The sequence below is a fragment of the Oceanobacter sp. 4_MG-2023 genome (assembly GCF_030689165.1).
Taxonomy (GTDB): domain Bacteria; phylum Pseudomonadota; class Gammaproteobacteria; order Pseudomonadales; family Oceanobacteraceae; genus Oceanobacter.
The window spans coordinates 198,687-221,223 of record NZ_JAUYVV010000002.1 but is presented as its reverse complement, the minus strand read 5'-3'; the positions used below and the strand labels follow the sequence as shown (position 1 = coordinate 221,223).

The 22,537-nt window shown below is 52.0% G+C and carries 18 protein-coding genes and 3 tRNA genes; 4 read left to right on the top strand and 17 right to left on the bottom strand.

Going from position 1 to position 22,537, the window contains the following annotated elements:
- Positions 1 to 9: 9 nt before the first annotated feature.
- The 5 genes from gspF to Q8W24_RS02650 form a co-directional block, all read right to left on the bottom strand.
- Entirely contained in the window at positions 10 to 1,218 is a 1,209-nt protein-coding gene (gene gspF, locus Q8W24_RS02670; RefSeq protein WP_303431614.1) for a type II secretion system inner membrane protein GspF, read from the bottom strand.
- Positions 1,219 to 1,220: 2 nt separating this feature from the next.
- Positions 1,221 to 2,789, bottom strand: a complete 1,569-nt coding sequence (gene gspE, locus Q8W24_RS02665) for a type II secretion system ATPase GspE (RefSeq protein WP_305474311.1) — start codon at positions 2,787 to 2,789, stop codon at positions 1,221 to 1,223.
- Between the two features lie 63 nt (positions 2,790 to 2,852).
- Positions 2,853 to 3,068 carry a hypothetical protein gene (locus tag Q8W24_RS02660; RefSeq protein ID WP_303431616.1) on the bottom strand — a complete coding sequence of 72 codons (216 nt, stop codon included), beginning with the start codon at positions 3,066 to 3,068 and terminating at the stop codon, positions 2,853 to 2,855.
- A gap of 84 nt (positions 3,069 to 3,152) precedes the next feature.
- Positions 3,153 to 4,082, bottom strand: coding sequence for an FAD-binding protein (locus Q8W24_RS02655; protein ID WP_303431617.1), 930 nt, complete (start codon positions 4,080 to 4,082; stop codon positions 3,153 to 3,155).
- Positions 4,083 to 4,097: 15 nt separating this feature from the next.
- Positions 4,098 to 4,847 carry an electron transfer flavoprotein subunit beta/FixA family protein gene (locus tag Q8W24_RS02650; RefSeq protein WP_303431618.1) on the bottom strand — a complete coding sequence of 250 codons (750 nt, stop codon included), beginning with the start codon at positions 4,845 to 4,847 and terminating at the stop codon, positions 4,098 to 4,100.
- A 314-nt stretch (positions 4,848 to 5,161) separates the two neighbouring features.
- Here Q8W24_RS02650 and Q8W24_RS02645 point away from each other — a divergent pair, with 314 nt between their 5' ends.
- Positions 5,162 to 6,802 (top strand): electron transfer flavoprotein-ubiquinone oxidoreductase, encoded by a 1,641-nt coding sequence (locus Q8W24_RS02645; protein WP_305474309.1) that lies wholly within the window; start codon positions 5,162 to 5,164, stop codon positions 6,800 to 6,802.
- Positions 6,803 to 6,885: 83 nt separating this feature from the next.
- Here the strand turns inward: Q8W24_RS02645 and Q8W24_RS02640 are convergent, their stop codons facing one another.
- From Q8W24_RS02640 to Q8W24_RS02600, 9 genes are all read right to left on the bottom strand, one after another.
- The gene (locus Q8W24_RS02640; RefSeq protein WP_305451813.1) at positions 6,886 to 8,721 is read right to left on the bottom strand and encodes a SurA N-terminal domain-containing protein; all 1,836 of its coding nucleotides are present in this window, start codon (positions 8,719 to 8,721) and stop codon (positions 6,886 to 6,888) included.
- 160 nt (positions 8,722 to 8,881) lie between these two features.
- A complete protein-coding gene (locus Q8W24_RS02635) occupies positions 8,882 to 9,154 on the bottom strand; it encodes an HU family DNA-binding protein (RefSeq protein WP_303431622.1) in 273 nt (90 codons plus the stop codon).
- Positions 9,155 to 9,270: 116 nt separating this feature from the next.
- Positions 9,271 to 11,661: an endopeptidase La gene (gene lon, locus Q8W24_RS02630; protein ID WP_303431623.1), complete on the bottom strand. Its 2,391-nt coding sequence runs from the start codon at positions 11,659 to 11,661 to the stop codon at positions 9,271 to 9,273.
- 119 nt (positions 11,662 to 11,780) lie between these two features.
- Positions 11,781 to 13,079, bottom strand: a complete 1,299-nt coding sequence (gene clpX / locus Q8W24_RS02625; protein ID WP_303431625.1) for an ATP-dependent Clp protease ATP-binding subunit ClpX — start codon at positions 13,077 to 13,079, stop codon at positions 11,781 to 11,783.
- Between the two features lie 86 nt (positions 13,080 to 13,165).
- Positions 13,166 to 13,792 carry an ATP-dependent Clp endopeptidase proteolytic subunit ClpP gene (gene clpP, locus Q8W24_RS02620; RefSeq protein ID WP_303431627.1) on the bottom strand — a complete coding sequence of 209 codons (627 nt, stop codon included), beginning with the start codon at positions 13,790 to 13,792 and terminating at the stop codon, positions 13,166 to 13,168.
- 119 nt (positions 13,793 to 13,911) lie between these two features.
- Entirely contained in the window at positions 13,912 to 15,222 is a 1,311-nt protein-coding gene (tig, locus tag Q8W24_RS02615) for a trigger factor (RefSeq protein WP_303431630.1), read from the bottom strand.
- A gap of 279 nt (positions 15,223 to 15,501) precedes the next feature.
- A tRNA-His gene (locus tag Q8W24_RS02610) sits at positions 15,502 to 15,577 on the bottom strand.
- Between the two features lie 22 nt (positions 15,578 to 15,599).
- A tRNA-Arg gene (locus Q8W24_RS02605) sits at positions 15,600 to 15,676 on the bottom strand.
- A 26-nt stretch (positions 15,677 to 15,702) separates the two neighbouring features.
- Positions 15,703 to 15,779, bottom strand: a tRNA-Pro gene (locus Q8W24_RS02600).
- A 236-nt stretch (positions 15,780 to 16,015) separates the two neighbouring features.
- Here Q8W24_RS02600 and folD point away from each other — a divergent pair.
- Complete coding sequence (gene folD / locus Q8W24_RS02595; RefSeq protein ID WP_303431631.1) at positions 16,016 to 16,870, top strand: bifunctional methylenetetrahydrofolate dehydrogenase/methenyltetrahydrofolate cyclohydrolase FolD; 855 nt, start codon at positions 16,016 to 16,018, stop codon at positions 16,868 to 16,870.
- A gap of 138 nt (positions 16,871 to 17,008) precedes the next feature.
- On the opposite strand, the gene cysS is transcribed toward folD, so the two are convergent.
- Together cysS and Q8W24_RS02585 are read right to left on the bottom strand one after the other, a co-directional pair.
- On the bottom strand, positions 17,009 to 18,379 hold the full coding sequence (cysS, locus tag Q8W24_RS02590) for a cysteine--tRNA ligase (RefSeq protein WP_305474306.1): 1,371 nt from the start codon (positions 18,377 to 18,379) through the stop codon (positions 17,009 to 17,011).
- A gap of 8 nt (positions 18,380 to 18,387) precedes the next feature.
- Complete coding sequence (locus Q8W24_RS02585) at positions 18,388 to 20,058, bottom strand: glutamine--tRNA ligase/YqeY domain fusion protein (RefSeq protein ID WP_303431633.1); 1,671 nt, start codon at positions 20,056 to 20,058, stop codon at positions 18,388 to 18,390.
- Positions 20,059 to 20,252: 194 nt separating this feature from the next.
- On the opposite strand from Q8W24_RS02585, the gene Q8W24_RS02580 reads away from it, so the two are divergent.
- Together Q8W24_RS02580 and Q8W24_RS02575 are read left to right on the top strand one after the other, a co-directional pair.
- Entirely contained in the window at positions 20,253 to 20,750 is a 498-nt protein-coding gene (locus Q8W24_RS02580) for a peptidylprolyl isomerase (RefSeq protein ID WP_303431634.1), read from the top strand.
- Positions 20,750 to 21,490 carry a UDP-2,3-diacylglucosamine diphosphatase gene (locus tag Q8W24_RS02575; protein ID WP_303431635.1) on the top strand — a complete coding sequence of 247 codons (741 nt, stop codon included), beginning with the start codon at positions 20,750 to 20,752 and terminating at the stop codon, positions 21,488 to 21,490. Before Q8W24_RS02580 ends, Q8W24_RS02575 begins: the two co-directional genes overlap by 1 nt.
- 42 nt (positions 21,491 to 21,532) lie before the next feature.
- Here the strand turns inward: Q8W24_RS02575 and murB are convergent, their stop codons facing one another.
- A complete protein-coding gene (murB, locus tag Q8W24_RS02570) occupies positions 21,533 to 22,537 on the bottom strand; it encodes a UDP-N-acetylmuramate dehydrogenase (protein ID WP_305474372.1) in 1,005 nt (334 codons plus the stop codon).

Here is a 22,537-nt window from a genome sequence, read left to right as displayed (position 1 = left end):
GTGTTTCTCCTAACGAACCATGTTTTGCAATTCAAGAATGGGCATCATGATAGCGGCAACAATCAGGGCAACAATCGCCCCCATGGTAAGCAGCATCATGGGCTCAAAGATTTTGACCATCGCTGAGACTGTATTTTCCAGCGTAGTTTCCTGCTGCTGCGCTGTTTTTGCCAGCATGGCATCGAGTTCACCACTGTTTTCACCGCTGGCGATCATATGCAGCATGATGGGGGCAAAGTAGCCGGTGTGATCCAGCGACTTGTGCAGGCTCCCGCCTTCGCTGACTTCCAGCGTGGCTTCGGTCAATGCTTTTTTGATCGGTATATTGTCGACGACCTGACTGGCAATACGCATGGCGTCAACCAGGGGAACCCCGGAGCTGGTCAGAATCGCCAGCGTGCTGCCAAAACGGGCGGTATTGGCGTCCTTGGCAAAACCACCGATGCCCGGTACGGCAAGCATGAAACGGTGATATTTTTCACGGAATGCCGGACTTCTCATGGCCTGGCCAAACAGTACCGCCACCGCCACTACCGCCAGTAAAATATACAGTCCGAAGTCGGTAATCAAATGACTGAGATCGAGCATGAACTGGGTCAGTCCAGGCAGTTCCTGACCGTTTTTAACAAATACATCAACAATATCAGGTACGACGTATGTCAGCAGGCCAACCACAATCCCGATTGCCACGATACTGAGAATGATCGGATACATGGCGGCCAGCTTGATCTTCTGATCTGCCGACTGCCGCGCTTCCGTGTAATCTGCCAGCCGGTTTAACACGCCGTCCAGATGCCCGGCATGTTCACCGGCACTGACCGTCGAGCGGTACAGGTGCGGAAAGGCTCGCGGGTATTCGGCCAAGGCCTTGGCCAGCGTGTAACCTTCCAGAACCTTGGCCCTGATGGCGAGGATCATGGCCTTGATCTTGGCTTTGCCGGTTTGCTCAGACAACGCCCGCAAGGCTTCATCGATAGGCAGGCCGGCACCAATCAGGGTTGCCAGTTGGCGTGTAAGCAGTGCCAGGTCTGGTACGGACATGCCGGGGCCGCGACCACCGGAGCTGTGCTTCTGTTTGACGCTGGTGGATTCCACCGATAACGGCATCCAGCCTTTGTCGCGCAGCTTCTGCCGCACCTGTCGGGCACTGTCAGCTTCCAGCACACCTTTCAGCTGCTTGCCCTTGGCATCAAGCGCCTGGTAAAGAAATGCAGCCATAATTATCCCTTGGCAACCCGCAGCAGCTCTTCAATGGTTGTGCTGCCGCCCAGTACCTTGCGAATGCCATCCTGGGTGATGCTGGGACCAAGACGACGGGCGTGAGCGGTCATGGCCTGCTCCCCTGCCCGGTCATGGATCAGGGTTTTCAGGCCTTCATCAACTTCAATGATTTCGTAAATCCCCTGACGACCGCGATAACCCAGCTGGTTGCATTTGTCACAGCCTTTGGCGTGGAATATTTCCGGAGGCTGATCAGGATCGACGCCGAGCAACTCGCATTCACTGGCATTGGCAATTGCCGGTACCTTGCAGTCATCACAAAGCACCCGGACCAGTCGCTGGGCCAATACGCCCACCAGACTGGAGGATAACAGGAATGACTCAACCCCCATGTCTTGCAAGCGGGTAATCGCACCAATAGCCGTATTGGTGTGCAGTGTGGACAACACCAAGTGACCGGTCAGAGAAGCCTGAATGGCAATCTCAACGGTCTCGAGATCCCGGATCTCACCAATCATGACCACGTCGGGGTCTTGACGCAAAATGGCCCGCAAGCCTTTGGCAAAGGTCATTTCAACCTTGGCATTAACCTGGGTCTGACCAATACCGGGCAAGCTGTATTCGATCGGATCTTCTACGGTCAGGATGTTACGACTGGTGTCGTTAAGGTCACTGAGGGCGCCATACAGCGTGGTGGTTTTACCGGAACCGGTTGGGCCGGTCACCAGAATAATTCCGTGAGGTCGGCTGATGATATTACGCATGGTGCGTAAATCACGTTCCGACATGCCGAGCTGAGAAAGACTCAAGCGCCCGGCTTTTTTATCGAGCAAACGCATCACCACCCGTTCGCCGTGGCTGGATGGCATGGTCGATACCCGAACATCCACTTCCCGTCCACCGATCCGCAGGGCGATACGGCCATCTTGTGGCACCCGTTTTTCCGCGATATCCAGCTTGGCCATGACCTTGATTCGAGAGACAAGCAAGGCGGCCAGAGCCCGCTTGGGCTGCACCACTTCGCGTAACACGCCATCAATGCGAAAGCGCACCACCAGGCGTTTTTCGTAGGTTTCGACATGGATATCCGAAGCATTTTCCTTGATTGCTTCGGTCAGCAAGGCATTGATCAGACGGATAATCGGCGCGTCACCGTCCTGCTCCAGCAAATCTTCGGTTTCAGGAACGGAATCAGCCAGACTGGCGAGATCCATTTCATCGCCGAGGCCTTCCACCATTTCCATGGCTTCTGATGAGTCGGTCTGATAAGACAGCCCCAGGCGGCGATCAAATTCGTCGTCGGCCACACCTTCGAGCCGGAATGGCAAAGACAGGAAGCGCTGCACTTCCATAATGGCTTCTGCACTGACCGGCACCCGGTGTACCACCTTGAGCCCATCGGCAGCCCCTTCAACCAGCACACCAAAACGCTTGGCAAAACCGAAAGGCACGCGAGTAGCCAGCCCGGTGGAGCTATTGTTCTGGTCATTTGCCGTCGGGGTCGACGGGTCAATCAATATCGTTTCAGCACGGTCTTCGGGTTGATCTTGTACAAGGGTAGAACTCATGAATTATCCAACGTTGCGACCAAGATAAGTGGACCCAAGACTCCGTAAAACGGAGCACCTGGATCACACACCGACAATGGCCGTCAATAATAACCGGCTGTCTGCACAGCTTTCTGATAACAATAATACCTGACGGTCAACAATACAGACTCGCTGGTCACCCGGCACATCACTATCGACCCATGCATCATACTGATGGTTCGGTGGCTCCGACACTCCATCGGTAAAGTATTGCGACAAAACCGTCCGTAAATGCACTTCTTTTCGACAATACGACACTGGGGCGCAGCTTATGTCTATTTAATGACAAATCGGTGACACAAAAAAGCCCGGACTGAGCCGGGCCTTTTTAACGCCTTGATGTTAAACGAGTTTGTCCAGCTCTGGAACAGCATCAAAGAGGTCCGCAACCAGTCCGTAATCCGCTACCTGGAAAATCGGTGCTTCTTCGTCCTTGTTGATGGCCACAATCACCTTGGAGTCTTTCATGCCAGCCAGATGCTGGATTGCACCGGAGATACCAACAGCAATATACAGCTCTGGCGCAACGATTTTACCTGTTTGACCAACTTGCAGGTCATTAGGAACAAAACCGGCATCTACCGCTGCACGGGAAGCGCCGACTGCCGCTCCCATCTTGTCTGCCATATCAAACAGCATGGCAAAATTATCGCCATTTTGCATACCGCGACCACCGGCAACCACAACCTTGGCAGCTGTCAGTTCCGGACGATCGGATTTGGCCAACTCTTCACTCAAAAATACGCTTTTGCCGTAGGCGCTGACAAAATCAACAGCTTCGATAGTTGCTGAGCCACCGGTTGCGGCAACCGCATCGAAGCCAGTCGCACGAATCGTCAGTACCTTGATGGCATCGTTGCTCTGATACGTTGCCACAGCGTTACCGGCATACACCGGGCGTGAGAATGTATCAGCAGCAACCACTTCAATCACGTCGGACAACATATTGACGCCCAGCAGCGCTGCAGCACGAGGCAACAGGTCTTTGCCTGTGGTCGTGGCGGGTGCCAGAATATGGCTGTAACCTGTGCCTATGTTGGCAACCAGATCCCCCATGACTTCGCCCAGCTGGTGTTCATATACGGCGTTGTCCGCAACCAGCACCTTGGCGACCCCAGCGACTGCCGCTGCAGCATCCACGACAGCCTGACAACCAGAACCTGCAACCAGTACGTCAACATCACCGCCAATTTCAGCAGCGGCGGCGAGAACGTTCAGCGTAGCGCCTTTCAGGGTAGCGTTATCATGTTCCGCTATTACCAGAATACTCATTTCATTGACTCCTGTTTACAGCACTTTCGCTTCGTTCTTCAGTTTTTCGACCAGCTCTGCAACATCGGCCACCTTGATACCTGCCTGACGCTCTGCTGGTGGAACCACCTTCAGCAACGTCTGGGTTGACTCCATGGTGACGCCGAGATCTGCCGGTGTCATGATGGCCAACGGCTTACGCTTGGCTTTCATAATGTTTGGCAGGGTCGCATAACGGGGTTCGTTCAGACGCAGATCGGTGGTAACAATGGCGGGCAATTCAAGAGTGACAATACGCAAGCCACCGTCAACTTCCCGGGTTACCTTGACCTTGTCGCCGTCAATCGCAACATCAGAAGCAAAAGTACCTTGTGCCATACCGGTCAGAGCACCCAGCATCTGGCCAGTCTGATTGTTATCGCTGTCGATGGTTTGCTTGCCCATCAATATCAGTTGAGGCTCTTCTTTTTCGACTACCGCTTGCAGCAAGCGAGCAACAGTCAGTGATTCCAGTTTGTCTTCAGTTTCTATAAGAATGCCGCGATCAGCACCGAGAGCCATGGAAGTACGAATCTGCTCTTGTGCTACTTTAGGGCCAATGGAAACAACGACAATTTCGCTGGCGATGCCCTTTTCTTTCAGACGTACCGCTTCTTCAACAGCGATTTCGCAGAACGGGTTCATGGCCATTTTGACGTTATTCAGATCAACATCCGTATTATCCGGCTTGACGCGTACCTTGACGTTATAGTCGATGACGCGCTTTACAGCGACGAGAACCTTCATAGATTCCTCTTATCTTCAAATGATTGAAATTTTACCCCGATTTACCCAGTGGCGCGGTGATTCGGCGCTACTTTTCGGGGGCTTCAGACCAGAAGAATTATTCTGGACTTTTACCTTTACGTCAATAGTGAGGCTTGTTTGTTTCCAAAACGGCAGCATTCCCGAGCGATGCGGTTGCCTGAAACAGGCACGAACGTATAATGCTGCACCTCTATAAAGCGCTTTCTTAGTAGTTTGCTGATTATCACCAAAAAATCAAACCCGAATAGCACAGCCGTGGCCAATAACTCTAACCGTTAACAGGAGAGATCCGTATGGACCGTGATGTAATGGAGTATGACGTTGTAATTGTCGGCGCAGGCCCAGCGGGCCTCGCAGCGGCTTGCCGCATCAAGCAAGTCGCCAACGAAGCAGGCAACGAGATTTCGGTCTGCCTGGTTGAAAAAGGTTCCGAAGTCGGTGCCCATATCTTGTCTGGTGCGGTTATTGAAGACCGGGCGCTGACGGAGTTGTTCCCGGACTGGAAGGAAAACAATGCCCCTCTCACGACCCGGGTTGCCAGGGATGAAGTGTATTTTCTGCTTGGCGACAGCAAGTCGATACAGGCCCCTGGCTGGGCTGTGCCCAAACCGATGCATAACCACGGCAACTATATAGGTAGCGTTGGCAATTTGTGTCGCTGGCTGGGTCAGCAGGCAGAAGAACTCGGCGTTGAAATCTATCCGGGCTTCCCGGCGGCAGAAGTATTGCTTGAAGATGGCGTGGTCAAGGGTGTGATTACCGGGGATATGGGAGTGGATGCCGAGGGCAATCCCAAGGACAGTTACACCCCCGGAATGGAACTACGGGCCCGCTACACCCTGTTTGCAGAGGGGTGTCGTGGCCATTTGGGCAAGCGCCTGATCAATGAATATCAACTGGATGCTGGCAAGGACCCTCAGCATTACGGAATCGGCATCAAGGAATTGTGGGATATCGATCCTGCCAGGCACCAGCCTGGACTGGTGATGCACGGTACTGGCTGGCCATTGAACGAATCATCTTCATCGGGTGGTTTTTTTCTCTACCATGGGGATAACGGTCAGGTCATGGTTGGGCTGATTACCGATCTTTCCTATTCCAACCCTTATGTCAGCCCTTATGATGAATTCCAGCGCCTGAAACACCACCCTGCCATCGCACAGTATCTGGAAGGTGGCAAACGGGTGTCTTATGGTGCCCGGGCCATCACCAAGGGAGGACTGAACTGCCTGCCCAAAATGACCTTTCCTGGTGGTTTGCTGATCGGCTGTGACGCCGGAACGCTGAATTTTGCCAAAATCAAAGGCGTTCATACTGCTATGAAAAGCGGCATGATTGCTGCCGAGACGGTGATTGCCGCTATCGCGGCTGATCGTTGTCACGACGAGCTGACGGAATTCACCACCGCTTTTGAGAGCAGCTGGGCCTGGCAAGAGCTGCAACGCAGCCGCAACTTTGGCCCCGCGCTTCACAAGCTGGGGACTCTGGGCGGGGCTGCTTTCAACTTTATTGATCAGAATATTCTGGCCATGCCGGTCACACTGCACGACACCACGCCAGACTACGACACTCTGCGGGCTGCCTCTGAATGCAAACCGATCATTTACCCCAAGCCAGATGGCAAATTAAGCTTCAGCAAACTGGATTCCGTGTTTATCGGCAATGTTAACCACGCCGAAGACCAGCCTTGCCACCTGAAGCTGGCCGATGCTGAAATTCCTCTGGAGATCAATCTGGTGCAGTGGGATGAGCCGGCTCAACGTTACTGCCCGGCGGGTGTTTACGAAATCACGGAAGACGAGCAAGGCAAGCACTTCCAGATCAATTCGCAAAATTGTGTTCACTGCAAAACCTGCGATATCAAGGATCCGTCCCAGAATATTGAATGGGTGACTCCAGAAGGGAGTGGTGGTCCGAACTATCCCAATATGTAATCCATCCTGGATGAAAAACAAAAAAAGCCCGCAATCAATGCGGGCTTTTTTATCAACAACCAAATGGCTAATCAAATAGCCAATCAGGCACCGGGACGTTTGATCTCAATGTTGTCTTGTGCCCATTTGCGGTAGCTGGCGATATTGGCACGAGCTGCCCGATTTTCAAGCAGGCCCTTCTCTTCAGCGCTGACCGTCAGATCGGCCAGATCATCTACCTGTATATCATCGACCCGCACAACGGCAGCACCGCCCTGTACGTCCACTACTGCTACGACACCTTGCTGCAAGGCAAATGCTCTGGACTGGGCTTCGCGAGGAAGATCGGTCGTCTGGTCATAAGTGACTTCGACAGAAGTCCAGGCATCGGATTCTTGCTCTCCTGCGGCAATTTGAGCGGCAATGGTGTCGGCCAGTTCTGAGGCTCTATCACGCTTGAGCAGGTTTTCAACTTGCTGGCGGACAATTTCCAGAGGCAATGTTCGGGGTTCTTCATGTTCAGATACAGCAAACACATAGACTCCCTGCTCTGTTTCAACCAGCTCACTCAACTCCCGATCCAGCAGCAGGTTTTCTGCAAACGCCTGTTGGCGCACAGCATCATTAGCGGCCAGTCCTTCACCAAAATCACGAGTAAACAAGCCCGATTCCTGAACTGTCAGACCCAGTACCGCGGCAATCTCATCCACAGAGTCTGATGAAAACGCCAGATTGCTTAATTCTTGCGTTTGCTCAGCGATACGCAGCCCGGCTTTTTCGTTACGAATGTACTCGGCCAGTTCATCGTGCTGCTGTTCAAACGTGTCCGATTCCGACGCCTTGACATCAAGCAACTGGATAATATGGTAACCAAACTCAGTTTTTACCGGCTCGGAAATATCCCCTTGCTGCATCGCAAACAGAGCCGTTTCAAACTCCGGCACAAAGGTACCGTGACTGATATAACCCAGATCACCCCCACTGCTGCCACTGGCAATATCATCGGAACTGGTTTGTGCCAGTTCGGCAAAATCAGCACCAGCATCCAGTTCTGCTTTCAGTTCATTTGCCTTGGCCAAGGCTTCTTCACTGGAACGCTCATCACTGACTTCAACCAGAATATGACGGGAACTGCGTTGTTCCTTGGCGGATAGCTCATTCAGGTAATCATCGTAAGCGGCCTTGATTTCATCCTCAGAGACCTCTTCTGCGGCGGCCAGTGCTGCGCGGTCAAAACCGACATAACGAATACGGGCCTGCTCTGGCGATTGGAAGCGGGAACTGTTGTCATCGTAGTAGGTTTGCACGTCTTCATCAGAGAGTTCGATGTCATCCATCAAATCCTGGGCACGAATTTCAACATAGGAAACCGTGCGCAGCTCTCCGTTCAGCATGGCGCTAAGGCGAGTTTGATATGGCGTCGGAATGGACGTCATGGTCAATGCTTGCTGTGCCTGGTTTACTTTCAGATCTTCGCCCAAGCTGGCTCGAAATGTCAGCGGCGTCCAGCCGTTCATACGCAATACGCTGAGAAACTGTTCCTTGTTGAAACGGCCGTCCAGTTGAAAAGCCGGAATATTGACAATAGCCTGATCAACCACACTGGTGGAGGCATACAGACCAAAGCGATCAGCCTGTACGGCGTCAACTCGCTGCTGGATCAGCTGATCAAGCGCTGATTCACGTAACAACTGGTCATTAAACAGGTTTTCATCAAATTGCTCGCCAAACTGGCGGCGCAAGTTGGCCTTTTGCTGCTCAATCAGTCGCTGGATATCAGGCTCCAGTATCTCGACACCACCGACTTCGGCGACTGGCGTTTCGCCAGAACCAATATTGACAATGCCTTCAACACCCCACAGGGCGAAGACAAGAATAATAAAAAATACGATGACCTTGGCAATAATGCCTTGGGCACTATTACGCATTGTTTGTAGCATGCTTCCTCCGGGTATTCGCTACAGCAACATAAAAAAAGCGCATCCAGGATGCGCTCTTTTATCTGGGTAGGTAGTACAACAAGGTAAAAACCTGCTGTAACTACCCTGTCCGGCATGCCAGACCGCCTTGCCAGTCAGTGTGTCAAATCATTCTGACAGCTTAGTTAACGGCATCCTTAAGCGCTTTCCCTGGCTTGAATCCAGGCACTTTGGCAGCCTTGATCTGAATTGGTTCACCGGTTTGAGGGTTGCGGCCTGTACGTTCTGCGCGCTCTTTCACCGAAAATGTACCGAATCCAACCAGGGCAACCTGATCACCGTCTTTTAGCGCAGTACCAACACTTTCTATCATGGCATCCAGTGCGCGACCAGCAGCTGCCTTTGGAATATCAGCTGATGCGGCAATGGCGTCGATTAATTCGGACTTATTCACACTTTTCCCCTCACTCTGTGTGCAATATTAGATTCTTGTTATGCGACTGGGCGATCGCTACAGGAAATTAAAGAGCGTCGATTTATACCAACTGGGTTATGCACCGTCAAGCAGACTCAGTGCGTCTTTGGGCGAGAACCCTCGTCCTTGCTGACGCTTGCATCATCTGTCGGAACAATTGGTGCCGAAACACCATCAGGGCTTGACTCAAGCGCCAAATCCAGAACCTCGTCGATCCAGTCTACAGCAACAACCGTCAGGTCTTGCTTGATATTTTCCGGTATATCCCTGAGGTCTTTTTCATTCTCTCGAGGAATAATAACCGTTTTGATGCCTCCACGATGCGCGGCCAGCAGCTTCTCTTTCAAGCCACCAATCGCCAGCACCTTGCCGCGCAGGGTGATCTCCCCTGTCATGGCAACTTCAGCCTTAACCGGAATGCCGGTCAATACGGATGCCAGTGCGGTTGCCATGCCGATCCCGGCACTGGGGCCGTCTTTCGGAGTAGCGCCTTCCGGTACGTGAACATGGATATCGTTCTTTTCAAAAAACTCGACATCCGCTTTCATGCCTGGGGCGCGACTTCTGACGACTGTAAGGGCCGCCTGAATGGATTCCTGCATCACGTCACCCAGCGAGCCGGTCTTGATGATCCGTCCCTTGCCAGGAGTGGCCGCCGCTTCCAGTGTCAATAATTCGCCACCGACCGATGTCCAGGCCAGTCCGGTTACTTGTCCAACTTCGTTACTGGCTCCAGCCAGGCCGTAGCTGTATTTGGTAACACCGAGGAATTCTTCCAGCAACTCTTCGGTAATCACGCAGGTAGCGGTTGTCTGGCTCAGCATATTGGTCTTGACTACACGGCGACAAAGCTTGGCCAGTTCACGTTCAAGCCCTCGCACACCCGCCTCACGGGTGTAGTGCCGGATAATGCTGCGCAACTGTGATTCTGGCAGCTCAATCTCATCGGCTTTAAGGCCGTTTTGCTTGATCTGCTTTGGCAACAGGTAGCGCTGGGCAATATTCACCTTCTCAGCCTCGGTGTACCCTGGAATACGAATGACTTCCATACGATCCAGCAAAGGCCCGGGAATATTCATGCTGTTGGATGTGCAGACAAACATGACATCCGACAGATCATAATCCACCTCAAGGTAGTGATCTGCAAATGTGTTGTTTTGTTCTGGGTCCAGCACTTCCAGCAAGGCAGAAGCCGGGTCACCGCGGTTGTCCATCCCCATTTTGTCGATTTCATCCAGCAGGAACAAGGGGTTGCGCACACCAACCTTGGTCATGCGCTGGACCAGCTTGCCTGGCATGGAGCCGATATAGGTACGGCGATGGCCACGAATTTCAGCTTCATCCCGAACACCACCCAAAGACATGCGGGTAAACTGCCGGTTGGTCGCCCGGGCAATGGACTTGCCCAACGAGGTTTTACCAACACCCGGCGGGCCCACCAGACACAGGACTGCACCTTTGACCTTTTTGACGCGATTCTGGACCGCCAGGTATTCAAGGATGCGTTCTTTGACTTCTTCCAGACCGTAATGATCGGCATCGAGGATATCCCGGGCGCGAACCAGGTCATGATTCAGTCGTGAACGTTTTTTCCACGGCAGATTCAGCAACCAGTCCAGGTAGCCCCGGACAACGGAAGCTTCAGCCGACATCGGTGACATCATGCGCAGTTTGCGTAATTCTGCTTCGGCCTTTTCCTTGGCTTCTGTGGTCAAGCCAACCTTTTCAATTTTTTCGGTCAGCTCATCAAACTCATTGCTGCCGTCTTCCAGATCACCGAGTTCTTTCTGGATGGCTTTCATTTGCTCATTCAGATAGTACTCGCGCTGGCTTTTTTCCATCTGTTTTTTAACGCGACCACGAATCCGCTTCTCGACCTTGAGCAGGTCGATTTCAGATTCCATCAATTCCATCAGGTGCTCAACCCGCTCTTTGGGGTCGAACATTTCCAGTACAGCCTGTTTCTCTTCCAGTTTGAGAGAGATATGGGCGGCAATGGTGTCACTCAGACGGCTGACATCCTCAACACCAGAAATGGTGGAAAGCACTTCACTGGGTACTTTTTTGGACAGCTGTACATACTGCTCAAAGTGCCCGGTCAAGGAGCGGGTCAGTACTTCGTTCTCGCGTTCATCCGGGATGCGTGTTCCGGCTGGTACAACCTGGCCACGGAACAAGTCACTCTCATCGATCAGACGTTCCAGTGAGGCACGCTCTTCACCTTCAACCAGCACTTTGACAGTGCCGTCAGGGAGGCGAAGTAGCTGCAGGATGGTGGCTACTGTTCCAACGCTATGGAGCCCTTCAATGCCAGGGGCATCATCAGAGGCGTCCTTCTGGGCAATAAGCATGATGCGTTTGTCGCCCGCCATCGCTTCTTCCAGAGCATTGATTGATTTTTCCCGCCCCACAAACAAGGGAATAACCATGGCGGGAAAGACCACTACGTCACGCAGTGGCAAGAGAGGTAATACTTCTTGATTCATCAGATTAGGTCTCTGCTACAAAGCAATATTCTGAGAGTGGGGGTTGTGCCCGTTAAAAACAAGCAACAAACAAATAAAAAGGAGCCAATGGCTCCTTTTTATTGTTTTTCAGGAAAGTGTTAATCGCTTTCTGAAGAGGCCATGGCGACATCGCCACTCTCATAAATCATGATGGGTTCAGCGATACCATTAATAACGCTATCTTCGATAACAATCTTGCTGATATCCGGTTCAGAAGGCACTCGATACATGGTCTGCAACAAGGCTCCTTCCAGAATCGAGCGCAATCCTCGCGCGCCGGTCTTTCTTTCCATTGCGCAATTGGCAATGGCATCGAGAGCCGAGTCGCGAATATCAAGCTCTACTGATTCCATCTCAAACAACTTCTGGAATTGACGAACCAGTGAATTTTTTGGTTCGGTCAGAATCCGGATCAAGGCATCCTTGTCGAGTTCATCCAGCGTTGCCACAACCGGCAAACGGCCAATAAACTCAGGAATCAAACCAAATTTAACCAGATCAACGGGTTCTACTTCGCGTAATGCTGCACCAATTGATTTCTGGTCTTCCTTGCCTTTAACGGTAGCCACAAAGCCAATGGAACTACGCTCAGACCGATCCCGAATAATTTGATCCAGTCCGGCAAAGGCTCCTCCGCAAATAAACAGGATATTGGAGGTGTCCACCTGTAGAAATTCTTGCTGCGGGTGTTTTCGACCACCTTGTGGCGGCACGGATGCAACAGTCCCCTCGACGAGCTTCAGTAATGCTTGCTGAACCCCCTCGCCTGATACATCACGTGTGATTGACGGGTTGTCGGATTTACGTGAAATCTTGTCAATCTCATCGATATACACAATGCCTCGCTGGGCGCGCTCAACATCGTAGTCACACTTCTGCAGTAATTTCTGAATGATGTTTTCTACATCTTCGCCCACATAACCCGCTTCTGTCAGTGTAGTGGCATCAGCAATGGTAAATGGTACATTCAGCAAGCGAGCCAGTGTTTCTGCCAGCAATGTCTTGCCGCTGCCCGTTGGGCCAATCAGCAGGATATTACTCTTGGATAGCTCAACATCGCCCTTCCCTTTGCCTTTACCTTCACCAAAGCGCAGACGCTTGTAGTGATTGTAAACCGCCACAGCCAAAACCACCTTGGCTTTATCTTGACCAATAACGTATTCATCCAGAGTCAGACGAATTTCCTGTGGCGTAGGCAGGGTGTCAGAACCGCCCTTGTTATCGGTCTCCTGGACTTCTTCACGAATAATGTCATTACACAAATCAACACATTCATCGCAAATAAACACCGAAGGCCCGGCAATCAGCTTGCGCACTTCATGCTGACTCTTACCGCAAAACGAACAGTAGAGCAGCTTGCCGCCGTCTTCGCCTTTGCCTTTAGTATCGTCGGTCATTCGACTGCCTCATTCTGGTACATAGCATTCATATATAGGTGCACAATGGTCGAGTTTCAAGCCTGTCGGCCATCGTTTGGTCAATTTTATTGACCTCGATGGGTCAAAACCTTGTCAATAAGGCCATATTCAAGTGCCATATCGGCAGTCATAAAGTTGTCGCGCTCGGTATCCGCCGCAACTGTCTCGTACTTCTGGCCAGTATGATGCGCCAGAATGCTATTGAGACGTTCCTTGGTATGCTGGATATTGCGAGCATGAATTTGAATATCCGTTGCCTGCCCCTGGGCACCACCGCTTGGCTGGTGGATCATTACCCGTGAGTTCGGCACACTGTAGCGCTTGCCTGCTGCCCCGGCAGCCAACAGAAAGGCTCCCATGCTACAGGCCTGGCCAATAACCATGGTGCTGACGTCCGGCTTGATAAACTGCATGGTGTCATAAATCGACATGCCAGCAGAAACCGAACCACCCGGTGAGTTGATATACAGGTGAATATCTTTGTCCGGATTTTCAGACTCAAGAAACAGCAGTTGAGCCACGACCAGATTGGCCATGTGATCTTCCACAGGCCCTACCAGAAAAATCACCCGCTCCTTCAGCAAACGGGAGTAGATATCGTAAGAGCGCTCACCGCGAGCAGACTGCTCTACTACCATAGGAACCAGGGCATTCTGGATCACTTCCGATCCCTGAGTGAATTGGTCATTCATAAAATTACTCCCATACAAAACCAGTATCGAACCATCATTACAAAAACAGCCGCTATGTAGCGGCTGTTTTTGAGTGTAGCCATTGGAGACGAATCTGTCAGTCCCCAAGATACCAACTATTACATTGCTTGGTTGGCATTGGCAGCGCGAATAACGTCTTCGTACGAGGTTTCAACCACGGAAACGGTAGCAGCCGCTAACACTTTTTCGATCAATTGATCTTCCAGAGCCAATGATTGGATCTGTGATTTTTGTTCGGCATTGCTGGAGTAATACTCACGAACCTGTTCAGGGTCCTGGTAAGTAGAAGCAATTTCTTCAATCAGCTCAGCGACTTTTTCATCGGATGGCTTCATGTCGGCTGCTTCAATAGCAGCATTCATCAACAGACCAACCTTGACGCGTTGCTCAGCCTGGCCTTTGAAAATCTCGGCAGGCAGTTGTGAGGCATCCATTTGACCGCCAAACTGCTTGACTGCCTGCTGGCGCAGACGATCAATTTCCTGGTCAATCAGAGGGGTTGGTGCTTCAACTTCGTTGCTGGCAACCAATGCATCGATCACTTGTTGCTTGGTCAGAGTACGCAGGGCACGTTTCAATTCGCGATCCATATTGGTGCGAATTTCAGCGCGGAACTCGGCTTCATCAGCGGTTTCTACGCCGAAGGTATTGAAGAAGGCTTCGTTCATTTCAGGCAGTTCGCCCTTCTCGACTTTTTGCACAGTGATCTTGAATTGTGCTGGCTTACCCTTGAGCTCTTCCTTGTGGTAATCGTCAGGGAAGTTCACATCAATGGTTTTTTCATCGCCAGCGACAAAGCCGACAATTGCAGCCTCAAAACCTGGAATCATGGAGCCAGATCCCAAAGTCAGGGTGTGGCCTTCAGCTTTGCCACCCTCGAATGCTTCACCATCGACAAAGCCTTCAAAATCGATAACAACACGATCGCCATCTTCAGCAGCGGCATCGGTTTCTGTCCAGGTGGTGTTTTGTTGACGCAGGGTCTCCACCATTTTTTCCATATCGTCATCGGATACGGTGGCTGTCTTTTGCTCAATGGACAGCTCAGCAAAATCACCCAGAGCAACTTCTGGATACACTTCGAAGGTTGCCTTGAACTCAAGATCCTTGCCGTCTTCGTTTACCACAGGTTCAAAACTGGGCATTCCTGCCAGCTTGAGCGCTTGCTCCTGCACAGCCTGAAAGAAAGACTGCTGCATTTGCTGGTAGACAGCTTCATAACGCGCTTGCTGACCAAACATACGTTTGATCACTGCAAGAGGAACCTTGCCCGGACGAAAACCATCAATGCGACGACCTTTGGCCAGCTTTTTCAGCTCTGCTGTTACTTTTGGTTCTACTTCCGCAGCAGGAACGCCAATGGTCATACAACGCTGAAGACCACTGGTTGTCTCGATGGACACTTGCATAGATGCCTCTCAGATAAAGTGTTTTTTACGATCACTACCGGAAAATACCGGTCGCCGATTCAGAAAGCCGCGGAGTATAACGCAAGCCAGAGGACGAATAAACGAGAGAAAACAAACCACTGCAAATTGCAGAAACAAAAAAAGCAATCAGCAAGAGTGCTGGACAATAAAAATACAGAGAAAGTGCCTGAAGGCAGAAAGCAGCGAAGAGCAACTGACCCAAAGGTGTCGATACGAAGAAGCTGACAGGAAGAAGAAAAGACAAACAAGACTTGAAAATGGGGTGGCCGACGGGGATCGAACCCGCGACAACAGGAATCACAATCCTGGACTCTACCAACTGAGCTACGGCCACCATATCATGCTCGGGATGCTATTGGCGCACCCGGCAGGGCTTGAACCTGCAACCCCCGGCTTAGAAGGCCGGTGCTCTATCCAATTGAGCTACGGGCGCATGTCCATCTAACCTTCGAGATTAAATGGTCGGGGTAGAGAGATTCGAACTCCCGACATCCTGGTCCCAAACCAGGCGCGCTACCAGACTGCGCTATACCCCGTCACACTACTTGCAACAGTCAGTGTTTTGCTGACCCTCCCAAGTGGCTGCGCATATTATAGATGACCTGCCAGCAGGTCAACCAGAATTTGAAAATATTTCGATAAAACAAATACTTCACTGCTTTTGGCGAGAAACTGTCTGATAACTGATCAGTCATTTAGCTGTCGCTTTGTTTTCCTTCGCGGGCGTGAGAAAATTGCAACAGATACATCTCTACAACAGGTTTTTCATTTCATGACCGCACAACTGATTGACGGTAACGCCAGAGCGGAAGCTATCCGCACGCACATTCAGCAACAGGTTACCGAGCGCCAACAGCAAGGCAAACGCCTGCCAGGGCTGGCTGTTATCCTGGTAGGAGAAGATCCCGCTTCTCAAGTGTATGTCGCCCACAAACGCCGGGACTGCGAGCAGGTTGGTATTGCCAGCAAGGCCTATGACCTGCCAGCAAGCACCACGCAACAGGAACTGCTGACACTGATTGAGCAGCTGAATGACGATGCCACCATCGATGGCATTCTGGTGCAACTCCCCCTCCCCGATGGTTTGCGAGCCGACGAGATTCTTGAACGGATCGACCCAACCAAGGATGTCGACGGCTTTCATCCGTTTAATATGGGTCGCCTTGCCCAGCGCATCCCCCTGCTCCGCCCTTGTACTCCAGCGGGTATCATTGACTTGCTCGACAGCACTGGCAAAAAACTGGCGGGCATGCACGCGGTTGTCGTGGGGGCATCCAATATCGTTGGGCGACCAATGGGGCTTGAATTATTATTACGTGGCTGCACCGTCACTACTTGCCATCGTTTTACCCAAAACCTGGAGCAACACGTACGCCAGGCCGACTTGTTGGTGGTTGCCGTTGGCAAGCCCGGTATTGTCGATAGCGAATGGATCAAGGAAGGGGCAATCGTGATTGATGTGGGCATCAATCGCACACCAGAAGGCCGCTTGATTGGTGATATTGAATTTGCCGAGGCCGCCAGCCGTGCATCATACATCACCCCGGTTCCGGGCGGTGTGGGGCCAATGACACGCGCCAAACTACTGGAAAACACCTTGTTTGCCTGCGAAAACCTGCACACCTGAAACCGTTACAGGCACTCCCTGCCGGACAGTCCAGTCCATACAGTAAACAAGAAACACAACAGCCCGGACATGCCGGGCTGTTGTGTTCATCAGGATCGCTATCAGACGTGAAGGATCAACAGATCAGGCTGTGGTCGACTACTGCTTGATCCAGGTCGTTCCTTCCGGCCCATCTTTCAATACGATTCCCTTGGCTGCCAGCGTATCCCGCACCGCATCAGCCGCGGCAAAGTCCTTGGCTTTCTTGGCATCCAGTCGCTGCTGGATCATGGTTTCAATCCAGTCGGCTTCATCTCCAGCACCAGCCTGGAAAAAATCTTTCGGCTCCGACTGCAAGCACCCCAAAACCGACCCCAGATAACGTAATTGCCCGGCCAGTGCTGCCTGCTCTGCCCCCTCGGCCTTGTTAATGGCTCGCGCCAACTCAAACAGCACAGCAATTGCCTCCGGGGTGTTGAAGTCATCATCCATTGCTGCATGAAAACGTGCAGAAAAATCATTTTCCACATCTTCGATAGCACCAACCTCAACTCCATCCAGGGCATTATAGAATCGCTCCAGACGAGTGTGTGATTCCTTCAGGCTCTCTTCGCTGTAGTTGATCGCACTGCGATACTGGCTCGACAGCAGCAAAAAACGCACAACTTCAGCAGGATACTTGTCGAGAATTTCGCGGATGGTAAAAAAGTTACCCAATGACTTGGACATCTTTTCACCATCAACCCGCACCGCCCCGGCATGCATCCAGGTATTGACGTAATGCGCTCCATTGGCGGCCTCGGACTGGGCAATTTCGTTTTCATGGTGTGGGAATTTCAGATCTGGCCCACCACCATGAATATCGAAAGTATCCCCCAGGCAGCATTTGGACATGGCAGAACACTCGACATGCCAGCCAGGGCGGCCGATTCCCCAGGGTGATTCCCAATGTGGCTCGTCCGGTTTGGCTGACTTCCACAACACAAAGTCGAGAGGATCCTGCTTGTGTTCGTCAACACCGATCCGCGCACCCGCTTCCAGTTCATCCAGTACCTTGCCCGACAACTTGCCATAGCCGTCGAACTTGCGCACCGAGTAATACACATCGCCATTGGCTGCAGGATAGGCAAAGCCTTTGTCAATCAGGGTCTCAATCAGGGCAACAATATCGTCGATATGGGCTGTTGCACGTGGCTCCGCATCGGGCATTTCGATCCCGAGTGATGCGGAGTCCTTGTGCATCTCATCAATAAACCGCTCAGTCAGCACATTGAATGCTTCGCCATTTTCATTGGCCCGAGTGATGATCTTGTCATCAATGTCGGTGATGTTGCGAACATAGTTGACTTCAAAGCCACGATGGCGCAAATACCGCGCAATCACATCAAAGGCAATCATCACCCGGGCATGGCCCAGGTGACAGTAGTCGTAAACTGTCATGCCACAGACGTACATGCCAACCTTTCCGGGCACCAGGGGTGTAAACACCTCTTTTTGACGGGTCAGGGTGTTGTAAACGGACAATGTCATAACAGGGTTTAATCCTTTTTCAGTTCTTTGTCTTCACGCAGGCCAATCGTCAAGTTAAACACAGGCGCTGCAGCGGTATGATCTTTCTGGTCAGAAACGTAATACCCTTCACGTTCAAACTGGAAGTGCGTTTCAGGGGCAATGGATGCCAATGCCGGCTCAATCCAGCCATGCACAACCGTCAGTGATTCCGGATTGATCAGCTCCATCAGGTCGCCTTCAGCCTTGTCTGGCGTTACATGGGTAAACAGCCGCTGGTACAGGCGCAATTCAGCTTGTACGCCGTGACTCGCCGAGACCCAGTGCACGACCCCCTTGGGCTTGTTGCCGTCTTCAGGGTCCACACCCAAGGTGTTTTCAATCAGTTGGGCGCGTACCAATACAACCTGTCCTGCGTCGTTTTTCTCGTAATCCGTGGCTTCAATTACATAGCCATGACGCAGGCGAATGCGCTTACCGGGGGTGAATTTCTTCTTGAACTTCTTGCTGTACTCTTCCTTGAAGTCGTCTTGATCAATAAACAACTCACGGGTAAAGGGCATTGCGCGACTGCCAAGATCCAGCTCCTGGTGGTAGTCCGCACTCAGCATTTCCAGATGATCTTCGGCAAGATTCTCAATTACCACCTTGAGTGGGTTGATCACACACATGGCTCGCGGCGCATGACGATTCAGGTCATCACGCACGGCATGTTCCAGCATGGCGACGTCGACCAGACCATCGGAGCGGGTAACACCGATCATATCGCAGAAATTACGGATGGAACGCGGGGTAAAGCCACGGCGACGCATACCTGAAATGGTTGGCATGCGTGGGTCATCCCAGCCACTAACGATCTGGTTATCAACAAGTGCTTTCAGTTTACGCTTCGAGGTAACGGTATAATCAAGATTCAGGCGACCAAATTCATACTGTTTTGGCTCTACCGGCACCGGCAGATGGGCAATAAACCACTCGTACAATGGCCGGTGATCTTCAAACTCCAGCGTACAGACGGAATGCGTCACGCCTTCAATGGCGTCCGACTGACCATGGGTAAAGTCGTAGGTCGGATAAATACACCACTTGTCCCCGGTCTGATGATGGGACACCTTGCGAATACGGTAGATGATCGGGTCGCGCAAGTTCATATTGCCCGAGGCCATATCTATTTTGGCACGTAACACACAGGCGCCTTCGTCAAATTCCCCCAGCCGCATTTTTTCGAACAGCGCCAGGTTTTCATCCACACTGCGCTCCCGGTACGGGCTGTTTTTACCCGCCTCTGTCAGGGTGCCGCGGTACTGGCGAGCCTCTTCTGCGCTCAAGTCACACACATAGGCATTGCCGGTGCGAATCAGATGCAGCGCCCACTCGTGCAGCTGATCAAAATAATCTGAAGCGTAGTGAATGTCGCCCTGCCATTGAAAGCCAAGCCATTGCACATCAGCCTTGATGGCATCGATAAACTCCTGGCTTTCCTTTTCCGGGTTGGTGTCATCAAAACGCAAATTGCAACCACCGCCAAACTGCTCCGCTACGCCGAAATTCAGGCAGATGGATTTTGCATGACCAACATGCAAATAGCCGTTGGGCTCGGGTGGAAAACGGGTAACCACCCGTTGTACTTTGCCACCGGCGAGATCTTCTTCAATGATTTTGGCAACGAAGTTGTTACCACGAGCAGGAGCGTCTGTCATAACCACCTTAAAGCAAAAAATAATTGGCTCGCAGGGCGCTGCAGCCACCAGAATGGCATTTCCTCATGCCAGACAAGCATTTGCAACGCTGTAAGCCCGTAAAAAAGGCGCTATTATACGCACCCGAACACGCATGTGTTACACGAATTCATACGTATCACGCTCCAGTGATTCAACAACCGGAAGACAGTTATATGATTCTGCTTAAAACCAACTTCGGCGATATCAAGATTGAGCTGAACCACGAAAAAGCCCCGATAACAGCAGCCAACTTTGAAAGCTATGTCAAAGACGGTTTTTATGACGGCCTGATTTTCCACCGTGTCATCGATAACTTTATGGTTCAGGGCGGTGGCTTTACGCCCGGCATGACCGAAAAACCGGAAGGCAAGGAACCAATCAAGAACGAAGCAGACAACGGCCTGAAAAATACCACTGGCACACTGGCCATGGCTCGCACCATGGATCCTCACTCCGCCAGCAGCCAGTTCTTTATCAACGTCAAGGACAATGACTTCCTGAACCATACTGGCAAAAACATGCAGGGCTGGGGTTATTGCGTATTCGGCGAAGTCGTCGAAGGCATGGAAGTGGTCAACCGTATCAAGGCGGTTGAGACCACCAACAAGCTGGGCCATGGTGATGTACCAGTCGAAGACGTTTTGATCGAGAAAATGGAAATTATCGACTAATGGCTGTCTATTTCATCTCCGACCTGCACCTGACATCAGAAAAACCCGCCATTACTGCCGGTTTTTTGTCGTTTATCAACCAGTTGGTCGATGCCGAGGCCTTGTATATTCTGGGAGATTTTTTTGAGGTCTGGATCGGGGATGATATTGCTACCGGGCTGACTCGCCAGGTAGAGCAGGCGCTGGCGGCATTAAGCCAGCGCCATTGCGCCGTTTATATCATGCATGGTAATCGCGACTTCCTCATTGGTGCTGACTTCTGCCAGCGCACCGGTAGTCAGCTGCTGGATGAGTACGCCACCATCACACTGGGCAATGCACCCATCCTGTTACTTCATGGTGACAGTCTCTGTACCCGTGATCTGGAATACCAACAGGTGCGGCACATGTTCCGCAACCCGCAATGGCAACAGCAATTCCTCAGCCAGAGCATCGATGAGCGTATCGCCTTCGCCCGCCAGGCGCGCGAGCAGAGCCAGAAAAGCGGCCAAATGAAAGACAATGACATTATGGATGTCACCCTCTCCGAAGTAGACAAGGCGCTGGACGATGCCGGAGTCGATATCATGATTCATGGCCATACCCACCGCCCCGCCACCCATGAGTGGCAACACCAGGGCAAATGGCGACAACGCTGGGTACTGGGAGACTGGAGTGAACAAGATGGCTGGATGATCCGCTGGAGCGAGGACGATGGCCTGGTGCTAAAACAGTTTCCGCTACGGCTTGCTATCCAGTAACGGAACATACCCAACAGCGGTACACTTTGCCCAGTCCAGACCTCACGCGCCGAAGATCTGCGGCTCGGGTTCCAACCTGACCCCAAAACGCCGCCATACCGAATCAACCACGGCCTGCTGCAATGCCTGCACCTGTACCAGGGTGGCGGTTTCCGGGGCAGTCAATACCAGTGCTTGCTGCTGATGCATACGGACCGGCCCCAATGATTTCCCTCTCCAGCCACACTGATCAACCAGCCACCCCGCCGCCAGTTTTCGTTGTTGTGGCAAGCGAGCGGAATAAACCGGCAAGTCTGGGTAACGGGATTTCAGACCATCAGCGACAGCGGTCGATACCAGTGGATTTTTGAAAAAAGATCCGGCATTGGGTAGCTGCGCCGGGTCGGGCAAGCGGGATTGTCGAATAGCACATACTGCAGCAATCAGGCTCTCTGGCGTCATTCGACCAGCAACACAAGCCTGCTCTGCTGCCCACTGGGCCAACGGCGCATAAGAAAGGTTGGGCGAAAACTGTCGCTTGAGTGCAAACACCACCCGTACAACAATAAAATCATTGGCCAGTTCATGGCGAAAAATGGAATCCCGATAATCAAACCGGCAGGCCTGACGGGAGAGAATACGCCACTGCCGCGTACTGATCTGAAAGCCTTCAACCTGCTCGATCAATTCAGCGACTTCCACGCCATAAGCACCAATATTCTGTACCGGCGCGGCACCAACAGTACCGGGAATCAGTGCCAGATTTTCCAGCCCATGGCCAAACGTCGTACTGTTTAATACCCAGTCATGCCAATTCATGCCAGCATCAACGGCGACGGTCAGTGTCTCTTGAGTACACGTACGAACCGTGACAGCGGTCATCGCCGATTGTAATACCAGTCCATTAACTTGAGCCGGCATCAGTACATTACTGCCGCCGCCAATCATGCGAATGGGGAGCTGGTGGCTAGCCGCCCATTCCATGTGCTCCAACAGATCGGAAAGATCGCCAAAACGAGCAAAAAATTCGCTGCGCCCCGGTAAAGCCAAGGTGTTCATGGCCGACAT

Coding starts and splice junctions, on each gene's coding strand:
- gspF (WP_303431614.1), bottom strand. CDS start 1,218: ATGGCTGCATTTCTTTACCAGGCGCTTGATGCCAAGGGCAAGCAGCTG.
- gspE (WP_305474311.1), bottom strand. CDS start 2,789: ATGAGTTCTACCCTTGTACAAGATCAACCCGAAGACCGTGCTGAAACG.
- Q8W24_RS02655 (WP_303431617.1), bottom strand. CDS start 4,082: ATGAGTATTCTGGTAATAGCGGAACATGATAACGCTACCCTGAAAGGC.
- Q8W24_RS02650 (WP_303431618.1), bottom strand. CDS start 4,847: ATGAAGGTTCTCGTCGCTGTAAAGCGCGTCATCGACTATAACGTCAAG.
- Q8W24_RS02645 (WP_305474309.1), top strand. CDS start 5,162: ATGGACCGTGATGTAATGGAGTATGACGTTGTAATTGTCGGCGCAGGC.
- Q8W24_RS02640 (WP_305451813.1), bottom strand. CDS start 8,721: ATGCTACAAACAATGCGTAATAGTGCCCAAGGCATTATTGCCAAGGTC.
- lon (WP_303431623.1), bottom strand. CDS start 11,661: ATGAATCAAGAAGTATTACCTCTCTTGCCACTGCGTGACGTAGTGGTC.
- clpX (WP_303431625.1), bottom strand. CDS start 13,079: ATGACCGACGATACTAAAGGCAAAGGCGAAGACGGCGGCAAGCTGCTC.
- clpP (WP_303431627.1), bottom strand. CDS start 13,792: ATGAATGACCAATTCACTCAGGGATCGGAAGTGATCCAGAATGCCCTG.
- tig (WP_303431630.1), bottom strand. CDS start 15,222: ATGCAAGTGTCCATCGAGACAACCAGTGGTCTTCAGCGTTGTATGACC.
- folD (WP_303431631.1), top strand. CDS start 16,016: ATGACCGCACAACTGATTGACGGTAACGCCAGAGCGGAAGCTATCCGC.
- cysS (WP_305474306.1), bottom strand. CDS start 18,379: ATGACATTGTCCGTTTACAACACCCTGACCCGTCAAAAAGAGGTGTTT.
- Q8W24_RS02585 (WP_303431633.1), bottom strand. CDS start 20,058: ATGACAGACGCTCCTGCTCGTGGTAACAACTTCGTTGCCAAAATCATT.
- Q8W24_RS02580 (WP_303431634.1), top strand. CDS start 20,253: ATGATTCTGCTTAAAACCAACTTCGGCGATATCAAGATTGAGCTGAAC.
- Q8W24_RS02575 (WP_303431635.1), top strand. CDS start 20,750: ATGGCTGTCTATTTCATCTCCGACCTGCACCTGACATCAGAAAAACCC.
- murB (WP_305474372.1), bottom strand. CDS start 22,537: ATGTCGGCCATGAACACCTTGGCTTTACCGGGGCGCAGCGAATTTTTT.